Origin of the sequence: Billgrantia sulfidoxydans (genome assembly GCF_017868775.1) — a bacterium.
Lineage (GTDB): Bacteria > Pseudomonadota > Gammaproteobacteria > Pseudomonadales > Halomonadaceae > Halomonas > Halomonas sulfidoxydans.
In genome coordinates this window covers 647030-661931 of record NZ_CP053381.1, presented here as the reverse complement: position 1 = coordinate 661931, position 14902 = coordinate 647030, and the positions used below count along the sequence as shown (strand labels likewise).

Genomic DNA, 14902 nt, shown 5'->3' with positions numbered 1-14902 from the left:
GAGCAAGCTCGACCTTTTTTCACGAGATGGATACACTTGTTGTACCGTTGATATACGCTACACAATCAGACCGGCCAAAATTGTACCAGAATATGCCTCGCCAGACCCTAAAGGAGCTAAAGTATTCATCAACAGCTCTGATTAGAGGAAAGTACCTAACCACCCAATTCGGGCACCTGCTGCGCTCCACCATGTCCGCTTTGGGTCATAAGCAGAACTCTGCATTAAAAGTTTCCTAGGCTTATAACGAAGGTCGCGTTATCGGTATAAGTTACCTTTATTTGGCAAAGCACACTACCGCCCGGGGATGACATCATTTCCCTGCGACAGCCCTGTCTGCGTTGTACTACCTGTTCTATCGGTGGTCGTCTCGGCGACCTTAACCCGAGTAAACAAAACCCTGTAACGAATTGCAAAGAAAAAGGGCTTACCAAATGGTAAGCCCTTGATCTCGGTCAGCTTAGCTGTGTCAGGCGTTCTGCCTAGACGCGCCTCACTCCCACTCGATCGTCGCGGGTGGCTTGCTGCTGACGTCGTACGTCACGCGGGAGACGCCGCGGATCTCGTTGATGATGCGGTTGGAGACTTTCTCCAGCAGCTCGTACGGCAGGTGGGCCCAGCGTGCGGTCATGAAGTCGATGGTTTCCACGGCGCGCAGGGCGATGACCCATTCGTAGCGGCGGCCGTCGCCGACTACGCCGACGGATTTCACCGGCAGGAACACGGCGAAGGCCTGGCTGGTCTTGTGGTACCAGTCGGCGTTGTGCAGTTCCTCGATGAAGATGGCGTCTGCTTCGCGCAGGATGTCGGCGTACTCCTTCTTCACTTCGCCGAGGATGCGCACGCCCAGGCCCGGCCCCGGGAAGGGGTGGCGGTACACCATGTCGTAGGGCAGGCCGAGTTCCAGGCCGAGCTTGCGCACTTCGTCCTTGAACAGTTCGCGCAGCGGTTCGACCAGCTGCAGCTTCATGGTCTCGGGCAGGCCGCCGACGTTGTGGTGCGACTTGATCACGTGGGCCTTGCCGGTCTTGCTGGCGGCGGATTCGATCACGTCGGGGTAGATGGTGCCCTGGGCCAGGAAGTCGACGCCTTCGATCTTGCTGGCCTCTTCATCGAACACGTCGATGAAGGTGTTGCCGATGATCTTGCGCTTGGCCTCCGGGTCGTTCTCGCCTTCCAGCTTGGAGAGGAACAGGTCTTCGGCGTCCACGCGGATCACCTTCACGCCCATGTGCTGGGCGAAGGTTTCCATCACCTGGTCGCCTTCGTTCTTGCGCAGCAGGCCGTTGTCGACGAACACGCAGGTGAGCTGGTCGCCGATGGCGCGGTGCAAGAGCGCGGCCACCACCGAGGAGTCCACGCCGCCGGAGAGGCCGAGCAGCACGTGGCGGTCGCCGACCTGGTCGCGCACGCGGGCGATCTGGTCTTCGATGATGCGTGCCGGGGTCCACAGCTTCTCGGCGCCGCAGATGCCGACCACGAAGTGCTCGAGGATGCGCATGCCTTGCAGGGTATGGGTCACCTCGGGGTGGAACTGCACGGCGTAGAAGCGCTTCTCGGGCCAGGTCATGGCGGCCACGGGGCAGCTCGGGGTCGAGGCGGTGACGGTGAAGGGCTCCGGCGCACGGGCGACCTTGTCGCCGTGGCTCATCCACACGTCGAGCAGCGCCTTGCCGTCGTGGTCGACGTGGTCCTTGATGTCGCGGAACAGCTCGTCGCTGCCGTCGACCTTGACCTGGGCGTAGCCGAACTCCTGCTTGTTGGAGCCTTCCACCTCGCCGCCGAGCTGCACCGCCATGGTCTGCATGCCGTAGCAGATGCCGAGCACCGGCAGGCCCATCTCGAACACGCACTGGGGCGCGCGGGGCGAGCCGGCCGCCACGGTGGATTCCGGGCCGCCGGAGAGGATGATGCCGTTGGGGGCGTACTCGCGGATCTCCTCCTCGGTGATGTCGAAGGCACGCACTTCGGAGTACACGCCGATCTCGCGCACGCGGCGGGCGATCAGCTGGGTGTACTGGGAGCCGAAGTCGAGGATGAGGATCTTGTGGGCGTGAATGTCGGTCATCGGGTCGTCTCTACTGGCAGCGTATGGCGGCGGGCCGGATGCAAAAGCGTGCGGCGGGATGATACCCGCCGCGTTTGTCTCTTTCGAGCTGGCGGTTAACCTGCCCGATAATTGGGCGCTTCTTTGGTGATCTGCACGTCATGCACGTGCGATTCGGCGAAGCCGGCGCCGGTGATCTGCACGAACTCCGGCTTGGTGCGCATCTCCTGGATGTCGCGGCAGCCGGTGTAGCCCATGGAGGCGCGCAGGCCGCCCATCAGCTGGTGGACGATGGCGCTCATCACGCCCTTGTAGGGCACGCGGCCTTCGATGCCTTCCGGCACCAGCTTCTCGGCGCCGGCGTCCTTGTCCTGGAAGTAGCGGTCGGCGCTGCCCTGGCTCTGGGCCATGGCGCCCATCGAGCCCATGCCGCGGTAGGCCTTGTAGGTACGGCCCTGGAACAGCTCGACCTCGCCCGGGGCTTCCTCGGTACCGGCCAGCAGGCCACCCACCATCACCGCGCTGGCGCCGGCGGCGATGGCCTTGGCCAGGTCGCCGGAGAAGCGCACGCCGCCGTCGGCGATCAGCGGAATGTCGAACTCCTTGAGCGCCTCGGCAACGTTGGAAACCGCGGTGATCTGCGGCACGCCGACGCCTGCCACCACGCGGGTGGTGCAGATGGAGCCGGGGCCGATGCCCACCTTGACGCCATCGGCGCCGGCTTCGGCCAGGGCGCGGGCGGCGGCGGCGGTGGCGATGTTGCCGCCGACCACCTGGATCTGCGGGAAATGCTCCTTGACCCAGGCCACGCGGTCGATCACGCCCTTGGAGTGGCCGTGGGCGGTGTCGACGATGACCACGTCGACGCCGGCCTCGGCCAGCGCGGCCACGCGATCAGGGGTCTCCGGGCCGGTGCCCACCGCGGCGCCGACCAGCAGGCGGCCGTCGGCGTCCTTGGCGGCGTTGGGGAAGGTGCGTGCCTTCTCGATGTCCTTGAAGGTGACCAGGCCGCGTAGATGGAAGGCGTCGTTGACCACCAGCATCTTCTCGACCCGGTGCTCCTGCATCTTGCTCTTGATCACGTCCAGCGCGGTGCCCTCGGGCACGGTGACCAGCCGCTCGCGCGGGGTCATGATGTCGGTCACGCGGTCGCCGTGGTTGGGCTGGAAGCGCATGTCGCGCTCGGTCACGATCCCCACCAGGGTCTCGCCCTCCACCACCGGGAAGCCGGAGAAGCCGTACTCCTGGGCCATCGCCAGCAGGTCCTCGAGCTTGGCCTTGGGCCCCACGGTCACCGGGTCCTTGACGATCACGCTCTCGTGCTTCTTGACCTTGCGCACCTCGGCGGCCTGGGCCGAGATGGCCATGTTCTTGTGGATGATGCCGATGCCGCCTTCCTGGGCCATGGCGATGGCCAGGCGGGCTTCGGTCACGGTATCCATGGCGGCGGAGACGAGGGGGATGTTGAGGTAGAGGTCGCGGGTCAGGCGGGTCCGCAGGCTGACGTCCTTGGGCAGGACTTCCGAGTAGCCGGGTACGAGTAATACGTCGTCGAACGTAAGAGCTTCTTGGGCCATACGTAACATAGTCGGCAACACCCAGTGCTGGTGGGGGAGTGGGGAAAGTAATCGACCATTATAGCGCTCCGGCCAAGGCCCGGGCAATGCGAAGGCCGGCTCGCCGGCGGGTCAACGGCGTTCGAATTCGCGCCGCCAGCGCTGCATGAAGGCGTCGCGGCGCTGCGGGTCGACGAAGGCCAGCAGCGAGGCATTGAGCGGAATGGGATAGAGCCGATCGCCGACCTGGTCGCGCAGGCGCTGCGCGGTATAGGGGCCGGTCACCTCCGGGTGAATGCTGAACAGCGGGGTCTCGCCCGCCAGCACGTGCTGCCCTTCCCGGCTGAGCAGGAAGTTGAGGAAGGTCTCTGCGGCGCGCGGATTTGGCGCATCCCGATGGATGAACGCCATGCGCATCATCACCAGCGAGTAGTCCTGGGGCACCTGGACGATCACTTCGGGATGCTCCTGGGCCCACACCATGGCGTAGGAACCCAGCAGGTTGTAGCCCAGCCAGTAGCGCCCTTCGCTGATGCCTTCGAGCATGTCGCGGGTGTTGGCTTCGAGCACGGCCTCGGCGTTGCCCATGGCGGCGACCAGGTCCCAGAAACGGGTGGTATAGCGGGCATCCTGCTGGAACAGCGTGTAGCCCACCCCGCTGTGTGCCGGCGAGTAGGAGGTCACCCGCCCGCGCAGCCGTTCCCGCTGCTCGGTCAGCAGGGTGTGCAGGTCGGCATGGGTGGCCGGCGGCATCATGTGGCGCGACAGGTCGAGGCGGTAGGCCATGACGATCGGCTCGAAGGTGAAGCCGAACACCTCGTCGCGCCACTTGGCCCACTCCGGCCAGGCCCGCGCCTCGGCCGAATCCAGGCGGCTGGCGTAGCCCTCGTTGACGCGTGCCATCTGCCACGGCATGGCCGAGCTGATCACCACGTCCGGCGCCGGGGCCGCGCCGGCCACGCGCTCGTCGACCTCCAGCGTGGAGCGGTCGCGGAAGTCCAGCTCGATGTCGGGATGCGCCAGCTCGAAGGCGGCCAGCAGCGGTGCGACCACCTCGCGGTCGAGCGCCGCCTCGACCACGAGCGGAGTCGCCGCCCGGCCCGGTGCCGCCGCCAGCAGCAGAGCGACGAACGCGAAGGCGTGGAAACAGCGGGGCATCATGGTCGGTTCTCCAGGGGGAAAGAGACGCTGATTCGCAGCCCACGCGGCGTGCGCGGCGCCACCTTCAGGCGGGCGTCGTGGCGCCGGGCAATGGAGTCGACGATCGCCAGCCCCAGCCCCGAGCCTTCGGTGTCCTGGCGGCCGCCACGCTCGAAGGGCTGATGCAGGCGCTCCAGCATCTCGGGGGACACGCCGGGACCGTCGTCCTCGATGTAGAGCTCGACCTCCCCGGCGCGCCCCTTGGCTCCAGCGTGCTGCACCAGACCCAGGGTGATCACGCTGCCCGGCGGCGTGTAGCGCAGGGCATTGTCGATCAGGTTGCCGAGCAGTTCCCGCAGCGCCCACGGCTCACCGCGCACGGGGATCGGGGTAGCGGGAAGTTCGGCCAGGCCCAGGTCGTGGCCCCGGGCGACGTCGCGCCCGGCCCAGTCGAACACGGTCTCGCGCAGCAGCGCCGCCAGGTCGAGCCGGCTCATCGCACGGCCATCGGCGACGTGACGCAATCGCGCCAGGCTGAGCAGCTGGCTCGCCAGGCGGCTGGTGCGCTCGGCCCCCTGGTGGACCGCCGCCAGCGCCCGGTGCCACTCCTCGGGCCGGGGGCTCTTCAAGGCCAGCTCGCTGGTGCTCTGCAGCCCCGACAGCGGCGTCTTGAGCTGGTGGCTGGCATCGGCGGTGAAACGCAGCAGCGCATCGCGGCTCTCTCGCTGGCGAGCGAACAGGGTATCGAGCGTTTCGGCCAGCTCGCGCAGCTCTTCCGGCACCCGCGCATCGAGCGGGCGCATGTCGTCGGCCTCGCGCTGGCGCAGCAGCTGGCGCAGGCGACGCATGGGCTTCAACGCCACCCGCATCGCCAGCAGCATCAGCAGCCCTGCCACCAGCACCATGACCAAGAAGCGGCTCACCGCGCCCACGAACAGCTCCTGGACCAGGGCCTGGCGCCCGGCCAGGGTGTGGCCGACCCAGATCTGCACCGGGTCCTGGGTCTCCCAGCCCGCCGAGTCGAACTCCCAGCCATGCAGGCGCCACTCGGCGCCGCTGTGTTCGGCGTTCGTCCACACCGGCCCCTCGGCCACCTCGGCACGCCGTTCGGCCGCAATGGGGATATCCAGGTTGGCCGAGACCCGCCGGCCCTCGGCGTCGAGCACGGCGTAGAAGACCCGCTCCTGATGGCGGGTGGCGATGATCTGCAATGCCGCGGCGGGAATCTCCACCACCGGCTGCCCTTCCTGCCACTGCACGGCCTCGGCAATGGTCAGCGCCGCCGATTCGAGCTGGCTGTCGTAGGCGCGCTCGGCGGCGCGCTGCGAGCTGACATAGGCCTCGACCAGCAGCAGCGCGCCCAGGGCGCTCACGGTGACCGACAGCCAGATCGCGAGGCGCGACTTGAGCGTGCCGTCGACCTCGATCACTCGCGCGCTTCCTCGAGCCGATAGCCCAGGCCGCGAAAGGTGCGGATGCGCAGCCCGCTGTCCTTCAGCCGCTTGCGCAGGCGGCTGATGTAGACCTCCAGGGCATTGGAGCCCACCTCGCCGAAACCGAACAGCCGGTTCTCGAGCATCTCGCGCGGGGTGATGCTGCCGGCATGCAGCAGCAGGTCTTCCAGCAGGCACAGTTCGCGGCGCGGCAGCTCAAGGGGCTCGTCATGCAGCGTGGCCACGCCCAGGGCCGGGTCGAAGCACAGCGCGCCGAGGCGCAGGCGGTTGTCGCTGCGCTGCTGGCTGCGCCGCAACAGGGCGCGCACCCGCGCCTCGAGCTCGGCGAGCGAGAACGGCTTGGCGAGGTAGTCGTCGGCGCCCAGGTCGAGCCCGCGCACGCGGTCGTCGATGCCGTCGCGGGCGGTGAGGATCAGCACCGGGGTGGTGTCGCCGCGCTCGCGCAGTTCGCCGAGCAGCGTCAGGCCGTCGCCGTCGGGCAGGCCCAGGTCGAGCAGGATCAGGTCGAAGCTGTCGTGGCGCAGCGCCGCGCTGGCCTCGGCATGGCTTGCGAAGCCTTCGACGGTATTGCCCAGCGGCGTCAGGGCCTGGTGCAGCGAACGGGCGATGAGAGGATCGTCCTCGACGACGAGCAGGCGCATACGACCAAAGTCCTATGAGGCGGTGGCGAGATGACAGGTTGATGAAAGGTTGGGCGCCTAGCATGGCCGTTCTGGCATCCACGGCGATGGCAGGCGGGGAAATCCCTCTCCGCATTCCCAGAACAAGAGAACAGGAGTTCGCCATGAAGATCAACAAGGCTTTCCGTCACTGCTCCGGGCTGGCCCTGCTGGGCGGCATGCTGGTGGCCGGCGGCGCCCAGGCCCAATCCGATTCCACCGAGTGCATCGCCCCGGCCAAGCCGGGCGGCGGCTACGACCTGACCTGCCGCTTGGCGGCCAACGGCCTGCAGGAGACCGGGTTGATCGACCAGCCGATGGTCGTCACCTACATGCCGGGCGGCATCGGTGCCGTGGCCTACAACCATGTCAACGGCGTGCGCAAGGACGACCCCAACCTGATCGTGGCGGCCAGTACCGGCGCGGCGGTCAACCTGGCGCTGGGCAAGTTCGGCCAGTACGACGCCACCGAAGTGCGCTGGCTGGGCGCCCTGGGCGTCGACTATGGCGCCATCGTGGTCAGTGCCGATGCGCCCTGGCAGAACCTCGACGAGCTGATGGACGATCTGCGCGAGAGCCCCGGCGAGATCGCCTTCGGCGCCGGCGGCACGATCGGCAGCCAGGACTGGATGAAGGCGGCGCTGACCGCCAAGTCCGCCGACATTGCGCCACAGGATCTGCGCTACGTCGCCTTCGAGGGTGGCGGCGAGGCGCTGGCGGCGCTGCTCGGCGACCACATCCAGGTCTTCACCGGCGACCTCTCCGAGCTCAAGTCGCAGCTCGAGAGCGGCAAGATCCGCGTGCTGGCGGCCCTCTCCGAAGAGCGCATGGACGGCCCCTATGCCGAGATTCCCACCGCCGCCGAGCAGGGCTACGACGTGCAGTGGCCGATCTGGCGCGGCTACTACATGGGACCCGAGGTCGACGACGAAGCCTACGCCGCCTGGGTCGAGCGGCTCACCGAGCTTTCCGAGTCGGAGCAGTTCGCCGAGCTGCGCGAGGCCCGCGGGCTGTTCCCGATGTCGCGCTTCGGGCCCGACTTCGACAGCTACGTCCAGGAGCAGGTCGCGCAGTTCCAGTCACTTGCCGATGAAGTGGGTCTGAGCCAATGAAGCTCGCCGCCGACCGAGTGCTGGGCCTGTGCCTGATCGGTCTGGCGGCGTTCGTCGCCGTCCAGGCCGCCAGGCTTCACGTGCCCTTCAGCTACGATCCCGTGGGGCCCAAGGCCTTTCCGCTGATTCTCGCCATCCTGCTCGCCGCGCTGTCGCTGGTGCTGGTGCTCAAGCCCGGGAGCAACGGCCACTGGCCCGACCGCTCCCTGGCCGTGAAGCTGCTGGCGGTGCTCGCCGCGCTGCTGGTCTACGCGCTGCTGTTCACGCGGCTGGGCTTCATCGCTACCTCACTGCTGACGACGGTCGCCCTGGCCCGGGCCTTCGCCGCCCCCTGGGGCAAGGCGCTGCTGACCGGCGTGCTGATGGCCGTGGGTAGCTATTACGTGTTCACCGCCGGGCTTGGGATCTCGCTGCCCAGCGGTGACTGGCTGCGCCCGTTACTCTAGAGGAACGCCCTCATGTTCGATTTCCTGATCCAGGGCTTCGGCGTTGCGCTGAGCCCGCTGAATCTCGGGCTGGCCTTCCTCGGCGCCCTGCTCGGCACGCTGTTCGGCGCCCTGCCCGGCATCGGCCCGATCAACGGCATCGCCATCCTGATGCCGCTGGCCTACACCCTGGGCCTACCGGCCGAATCGGCGCTGATCCTGCTCGCCGGCATCTACACCGGGGCCGAATACGGCGGCCGCATGTCGAGCATCCTGCTCAACGTGCCCGGCGATGCCGGGGCGGTCATGACCACCCTCGACGGCCACCCGCTGGCCAAGCAGGGGCTCGCCGGCCCGGCACTGGGCCTGTCGGCGGTCAGTTCCTTCGTCGGCGCGACCATCGCCATCCTCGGCCTGACGCTGTTCGCCCCGCTGCTGGCGGAAGTCGCGGTGATGTTCGGCCCCGCCGAGTTCTTCGCCCTGATGGTGTTCGCCTTCGCCTCGATGTCGGTGATGATGGGCAAGGACCCGATCAAGACCGCCATCGGCGCGGTGCTGGGCGTGCTGATCGGCACCGTCGGCGTCGATTCGGGCACCGGGGTGCTGCGTTATACCTTCGGCATGGCCGAACTCTACGACGGCATCGACTTCGTGGTGATGATCATCGGCCTGTTCGCCATCAGCGAGATCCTGCTGATGCTCGAGCATGCCAACCGCAAGGATTCCAGCGGCGACATTCCTCCGCTGGGGCGGGTCTTCGTCACCCTCAAGGAGGTGCTCTTCTGCAAGGGCGCCATGCTGCGCTCGGGGCTGATCGGCTTCATCATCGGCGTGCTGCCGGGTACCGGGGCCTCGGTGGCCGGCGCGGTGTCCTACACCACCGAGAAGCGCCTCTCCGACAAGGAAGGCACCTTCGGCAACGGCGACATGCGCGGCCTGGCGGCACCGGAGTCGGCCAACAATGCAGCGGCGGCGGGCTCGTTCGTGCCGATGCTGACCCTGGGCATTCCCGGTTCCGGCACCACCGCCGTGCTGCTCGGCGCGCTGATGCTCTACAACATCACCCCCGGGCCGATGATGTTCAGCGAACGCCCGGAAGTCGCCGGCGGCCTGATCGCTTCGCTGTACATCGGCAACCTGGTGCTGCTGGCACTCAACCTGCCGCTCGCCGGTGTGTTCGCCCGGGTGCTGACCATCCCGCGCTGGGTGCTGGTGCCGGGTATCGCCATCCTGGCCTTCGTCGGGGTCTACCAGCTCCACTCCGACCTCACCGCCATCTACCTGATGCTGGTCATCGGCGTGTTCGGCTACCTGCTGCGCAAGCTGGGCTTCTCGCTGGCCCCGGTGATCCTCGGCTACGTGCTGGGCGGGCTGATGGAGCAGAACCTGCGCCGCGCCCTGTCGATCAGCGGCGGCGAGGTGGAGATCCTGTGGCGCTCGGGCATCTCGCTGGGCCTGTGGATCGCCGCCGCGGCGCTGCTGGTGCTGCCGTGGCTGCTGCCCAGGCTGGTCAAGGCGCGCCTGGGACGCGCCTGACCCCCGCCGGGGCCCGGCCCCGGCGATACCCCCGTTCCTGATGTCCTGATGCGGATACCGGCCTTGCCCTCGAAGCGAACCCGATTCGACGCCCTGCGCGCCTTTCTCCCCACCCTGCTGCTGGGCCTGCTCGGCGGCAGCCTCGCTTACTGGGCCGGCCTGCCGCTGCCCTGGCTGCTGGGTGCCATGCTGGCCACGACCCTGCCCAGCCTGGCCGGGATGCGGCTGCGCGGCCCGGGGTCGGCGCGCAAGGCCGTGCTGGCGGTGATCGGCGTCATGCTGGGGTCGGCCTTCTCCCCCGACATGGCCGGCGACGTCGCGTCGTGGACGATCAGCCTCGGCATGATGCTGCTCGCCACGTCCGTGATGTGGGCGTTCTCGTTCTGGTTCGCGCATCGAGTGGCCGGTTATTCCGTCGAGACCTCCCTGTACGCCGGCATTCCCGGCGGCGTTTCGGCGATCACTGCCATGGCCATGGAGTCGGGGGCGGACCTGCGCATCGTCGGCCTGACCCACGCCACCCGCATCCTGGTCCTGCTGCTTGCGATACCCCCGTTGCTTGACGTGCTGGGCCATGTCGAGCTCGGCATGCGCCCCGCCGACGCCGCCTCCTGGCTGTGGCTTCCCTCGCTCTCCGATATGGCCTGGCTGGTGGGCTCAGGCGTGGCCGGCATCGGCCTGGGCCGCCTGCTGCGCCTGCCCAATGCCTTCCTGTTCGGCCCCGCGCTGGTGTCGGCAACACTTCACCTCACTGGGCTGACTCATGCGGTGGTTCCCCCTTCGGTGCTGGCCATCGCCCAGGTCATTATCGGGGTCTCGGTGGGCATCCGCTTCGGGGGCACGCCGCTAGCCGCCGTGGCCTTCAACCTGTGGATGGCGACGCTGCAAGCAACGATGCTGCTGATGCTTGCCATCGCGGCGGCCTGGAGCATTCATGTGGTGACCGGGTACTCCATGGCGGCGGCGCTACTGGCCAACATGCCCGGCGGCGCCCCGGAGCTGAGCCTCGTTGCCCTTTCGCTCGGCATCGACCCTGCATTCGTGACCTCTCATCACCTGCTGCGGATCACGGCCTTGATGCTCCTGATGCCGCTGATGCTGCGTGCCTTCCGCCGCTTGCTGGTCTAGCCCGCCGCGCTCCTAATTACGCTTCGAAACAGTCCGAAACCGACTTTGACTTACAGCGCCAGGCACCTGATCTAGTTTGATGAAGTACACGTCATATTCACTCATGGAAGGAGTGACGAGATGAACTGGGACCAGATCGAAGGCAAATGGAAAGAGTACATGGGCAAGGCCCGTGCCAGCTGGGGCGAATTCAGCGACGAGGAACTCGACCAGATTGCCGGCAAGCGGGAGCAGCTGATCGGCAAGCTGCAACAGCGCTATGGCCTGGAGCGTGAAGAAGCGGAACGCCAGGCCGATGAGTGGGCACGCAACCTCTAGAGCGGAGATTGACTTCCCACTGAGCAAGATCCGAACCATGGAAAGGAGAGCGATCATGCAAAAGCATCTACTTACCATCGCAGTGGCAGCCGTAACCGGTAGCCTGGCCCTCGGGACCCAGGCGATCGCGCAGGAGAACGATCCCAAGGCGGCCCAGGGCCTCTACTCCGCCGACGACATCATCGGCGCCGACGTCTACCACGTCGACGACAGCGACGAGGACGTCGGCAACGTCGAGAACCTCCTGCTTGATGACGAAGGCAAGGTCAGCGCCGTGGTAGTGAACGCGGGCGGCCTGTGGGGCATCGGCGGCGATGAAGTGGTGGTCGGCATCGAGCACTTCACCCTGGAGACCGAGCGCGATGACGACGACGTCTCCCACCGCATCATGGTCGACGCCAGCGAGGACGAACTCGAGAACTTCCCCGAGTACAACGAGGAGTGGTTCGACGATGAGCGCAACCGTCGCATCGATGAGCGCGGTGAGCGTGAAGGCGTGTGGCAGACCACCGGTACCACCGGTGCAGGCCCCGTCGGTGACGGCGGAGAAGTCACCGAAGACGATGTCGAAGACGATTTCGAGTAAAAAGTTGACGTGTCCCTCCCCATGACGCTCTTGCGCCGGGCCTTCCCGGCGCTTTTTTTCGCCTGCCTCCCGCGTGCTGGCACGCCGGCGCCATGCTAGCCTTGAGGGCTCTCGTCGAGGCCCAGGAACCGCCGTCTCATGCCCCAGCCCACCGCTAGCGCGCTCTCCGTCAGCGAAGTGAACCGCCGCGCCCGGCTGCTGCTCGAACAGGGCATCGGCGAGGTATGGGTCGAGGGCGAGCTCTCCGGCGTCTCGCGGCCGGCCTCGGGGCACGTCTACTTCACCCTCAAGGACAGCTCGGCGCAGCTGCGCGGGGCGCTGTTCCGCAACCGTGCGCGCTTCGTCGCCGCGCCCATGCGCGACGGCGACCGGGTGCGGGTGCGCGGGCGGGTGTCGCTGTTCGAGCCGCGCGGCGACTACCAGTTGATTGCCGAAGCGGTGCAGCCGGCCGGCGAGGGCGAGCTGCTGCTCGCGCTGGAACGGCTCAAGCAGCGTCTCGCCGCCGAGGGCGTCTTCGCCAATGCGCGCCCCCTGCCCTGCCCGCCCCGCCACCTGCTGGTGCTCACCTCGCCCACCGGCGCCGCCATCCGCGACGTGCTGGCGGTGCTCGCCGCGCGCTGGCCGCTGGCCCACGTGACGCTGATCGCGGTGCCCGTGCAGGGTCGCGAGGCGGCCCCGACGCTGATCGCCGCGCTGGGGCTGCTCAACCGCCAGCAGGCGCTCGACCCGGCCCGCGACGTGATCCTGATCACCCGCGGCGGCGGCAGTCTGGAGGACCTGTGGGCCTTCAACGACGAACACCTGGCGCGGGCGATCTTCCATTCGCGCCTGCCGGTGATGTCGGCGGTGGGCCACGAGGTCGACCTCACCCTGTCGGACCTGGCCGCCGACGTGCGCGCCCCGACGCCTTCCGCCGCCGCCGAGATGCTGGTGCCGGATGGGCGCGACCTGCGGCAACGCCTGGCCGGGCTGGAGCGCCAGCTCTGGCGTTGCACCCAGGCGCGGCTCGAACGCGAGGGCCAGCGGCTCGACCACCTGCGTGCGCGGCTGCGCCACCCCGGCGAGGTTGTCGCCCGCCAGCGCCAGACCCTGGGCGAGCTGGAGGCCCGCCTGCGGCGCGCCATGCACATGCGGCTCGCCGCCGACCGCCGCCAGTTGGACCACCTGCAGCGGCGCATGGGCGCCTGCCACCCGCGGCGCGGGGTCGAACGAGCCGGGGAACGGCTGGCACGTGCCCGGGCCCGGCTCGCGCTGGCCATGCAGCGCGACCTGACGCGCCGGGGCGAGCGCCTGGCCGGCCTGGCGCGGCAGCTGCAGGCGGTGAGCCCGCTGGCGGTGCTGGGGCGCGGCTACGCCATCCTGCAGGACGATTCAGGCAGGGTGATACGGCGCGCAACCGACGCCCAGCCCGGCCAGGCACTGACGGCCCGGCTGGGCGAGGGTAGGTTGAAGGTAGAGGTCAAGCGCCGCCTCAAATGAAGAGAGCGCCTGGGTCAGGCGCTCTCGGTGTCGGCTCGGCCGGCGTCACTCCGGCTTGAAGGTGCTCGGCTCCAGTTCGTGGCGGCTGAGCAGCTTGTAGAAGTCGGTGCGGTTGCGCCCGGCGATGCGTGCCGCCTGGGTCACGTTGCCCTCGGTGATCTTGAGCACCTTGACCAGGTAGCTGCGCTCAAAGCTGGCGCGGGCGTCATTGAAGGTCGGCAGCGCGCAGTCCTCCGCCGCCAGCGCCTGGGCCACCAGGGCCTCGGGGATCATTGGCGAGCGGGTCAGCGCCACGCACTGCTCCACCACGTTGACCAGCTGGCGCACGTTGCCGGGCCAGGCGCTGGTGGCGAGCAGGTTGAGCGCCTCCGGCGAGAACCCCTTGACGAACGGCTTGTGGCGCTCCGCCGCCTGGGCTACCAGGTGACGCGCCAGCAGCGGCACGTCCTCGGCGCGGTCCTTCAGCGCCGGCAGCTTCAGGTTGACCACGTTGAGGCGGTAGAAGAAGTCCTCGCGGAACTCGCCCTGGTGCATCGCCTGGCTGAGGTCACGGTGAGTGGCGGAGAGGATACGCACGTTGACCGGGATCGACTGGGTCGAGCCCAGCGGGCGGATCTGGCGCTCCTGCAGCGCGCGCAGCAGCTTGACCTGCAGTGGCAGCGGCATGTCGCCGATCTCGTCGAGGAACAGGGTGCCGCCCTCGGCGGCCTGGAACAGGCCCTTGTGGTCGCTCACCGCGCCGGTGAAGGCGCCCTTGGCGTGGCCGAACAGCTCGCTCTCCAGCAGCTGTTCGGGCAGCGCGCCGCAGTTGATCGCCACGAACGGTTTGTTGGCGCGCGGGCTGGCGTCGTGGATCGCGCGTGCCAGCAGCTCCTTGCCCGAACCGGAAGGGCCGGTGATCAGCACGCTGACGTCCGACGAGGCCACCATGCGCGCCTGCTCCAGCACCCGCTCCATCTCGGGGCTGCGGGTGATGATGCTGGCGCGCCAGGCCTCGCTGTCGTCGCCGTTGCCGGTCGGCAGGTGGGTCAGCGCCTCGTCGATGGCGCTAAACAACTCGTCGCGGTCCACCGGCTTGGTGAGGAAGCTGAACACCCCCTGCTGGGTAGCATTCACGGCGTCGGGGATGGAGCCGTGGGCGGTCAGAATGATAACCGGCAGCCCCGGCACCTCGCGCTGGATCGCCTGGAACAGGGCAAGGCCGTCCATCTCGTCCATGCGCAGGTCGGAGAGCACGATGTCGGGGCGCTCGGCCGCGAGCTTGCGCAGTGCCTCGGCGCCGCTCTCGGCGGTGGTCACCCGGTAGCCGCGGCTCTCCAGGCGCATGCCGAGCAGACGCAATAGACTGACGTCGTCGTCGACCAGCAGAACGTGGGCATTGCCGGATTTCGCGCCCGACGTGCGCGCCGCCGGCCTGCGAGCCTCATTCTTGCGTGTTTCGATCAATCGAGCCGCTTCCATC

The 14902-nt window shown here is 68.0% G+C and carries 13 protein-coding genes; 7 read left to right on the top strand and 6 right to left on the bottom strand.

Features of this window, described 5'->3' with window-relative positions; translation table 11 throughout:
- Positions 1-493: 493 nt before the first annotated feature.
- The 5 genes from guaA to HNO51_RS03080 form a co-directional block, all read right to left on the bottom strand.
- Entirely contained in the window at positions 494-2068 is a 1575-nt protein-coding gene (guaA, locus tag HNO51_RS03100; protein ID WP_209538436.1) for a glutamine-hydrolyzing GMP synthase, read from the bottom strand.
- A gap of 95 nt (positions 2069-2163) precedes the next feature.
- The gene (guaB, locus tag HNO51_RS03095) at positions 2164-3633 is read right to left on the bottom strand and encodes an IMP dehydrogenase (RefSeq protein ID WP_209538435.1); all 1470 of its coding nucleotides are present in this window, start codon (positions 3631-3633) and stop codon (positions 2164-2166) included.
- A gap of 102 nt (positions 3634-3735) precedes the next feature.
- A complete protein-coding gene (locus HNO51_RS03090) occupies positions 3736-4764 on the bottom strand; it encodes an ABC transporter substrate-binding protein (RefSeq protein ID WP_242597186.1) in 1029 nt (342 codons plus the stop codon).
- Positions 4761-6173: a sensor histidine kinase gene (locus HNO51_RS03085; RefSeq protein ID WP_209538434.1), complete on the bottom strand. Its 1413-nt coding sequence runs from the start codon at positions 6171-6173 to the stop codon at positions 4761-4763. Before HNO51_RS03085 ends, HNO51_RS03090 begins: the two co-directional genes overlap by 4 nt.
- Positions 6170-6838 carry a response regulator gene (locus HNO51_RS03080; protein WP_209538433.1) on the bottom strand — a complete coding sequence of 223 codons (669 nt, stop codon included), beginning with the start codon at positions 6836-6838 and terminating at the stop codon, positions 6170-6172. The genes HNO51_RS03085 and HNO51_RS03080 overlap by 4 nt, the downstream gene beginning before the upstream one ends.
- A gap of 143 nt (positions 6839-6981) precedes the next feature.
- Here HNO51_RS03080 and HNO51_RS03075 point away from each other — a divergent pair, with 143 nt between their 5' ends.
- The 7 genes from HNO51_RS03075 (at position 6982) to xseA (ending at position 13440) form a co-directional block, all read left to right on the top strand.
- Positions 6982-7968 (top strand): Bug family tripartite tricarboxylate transporter substrate binding protein, encoded by a 987-nt coding sequence (locus HNO51_RS03075; RefSeq protein ID WP_209538432.1) that lies wholly within the window; start codon positions 6982-6984, stop codon positions 7966-7968.
- Positions 7965-8414, top strand: a complete 450-nt coding sequence (locus tag HNO51_RS03070; RefSeq protein WP_197449581.1) for a tripartite tricarboxylate transporter TctB family protein — start codon at positions 7965-7967, stop codon at positions 8412-8414. The genes HNO51_RS03075 and HNO51_RS03070 overlap by 4 nt, the downstream gene beginning before the upstream one ends.
- 12 nt (positions 8415-8426) lie before the next feature.
- Positions 8427-9929 (top strand): tripartite tricarboxylate transporter permease, encoded by a 1503-nt coding sequence (locus HNO51_RS03065; protein WP_209538431.1) that lies wholly within the window; start codon positions 8427-8429, stop codon positions 9927-9929.
- Positions 9930-9992: 63 nt separating this feature from the next.
- Positions 9993-11057 (top strand): AbrB family transcriptional regulator, encoded by a 1065-nt coding sequence (locus HNO51_RS03060; RefSeq protein ID WP_242597185.1) that lies wholly within the window; start codon positions 9993-9995, stop codon positions 11055-11057.
- A 120-nt stretch (positions 11058-11177) separates the two neighbouring features.
- A complete protein-coding gene (locus tag HNO51_RS03055; protein ID WP_167112124.1) occupies positions 11178-11375 on the top strand; it encodes a CsbD family protein in 198 nt (65 codons plus the stop codon).
- A gap of 55 nt (positions 11376-11430) precedes the next feature.
- Positions 11431-11961, top strand: coding sequence for a PRC-barrel domain-containing protein (locus HNO51_RS03050; protein ID WP_209538429.1), 531 nt, complete (start codon positions 11431-11433; stop codon positions 11959-11961).
- 138 nt (positions 11962-12099) lie between these two features.
- Positions 12100-13440, top strand: coding sequence for an exodeoxyribonuclease VII large subunit (gene xseA / locus HNO51_RS03045; RefSeq protein WP_209538428.1), 1341 nt, complete (start codon positions 12100-12102; stop codon positions 13438-13440).
- 45 nt (positions 13441-13485) lie between these two features.
- On the opposite strand, the gene glrR is transcribed toward xseA, so the two are convergent.
- Positions 13486-14766 carry a two-component system response regulator GlrR gene (gene glrR, locus HNO51_RS03040; protein WP_242597246.1) on the bottom strand — a complete coding sequence of 427 codons (1281 nt, stop codon included), beginning with the start codon at positions 14764-14766 and terminating at the stop codon, positions 13486-13488.
- Positions 14767-14902: the final 136 nt, after the last annotated feature.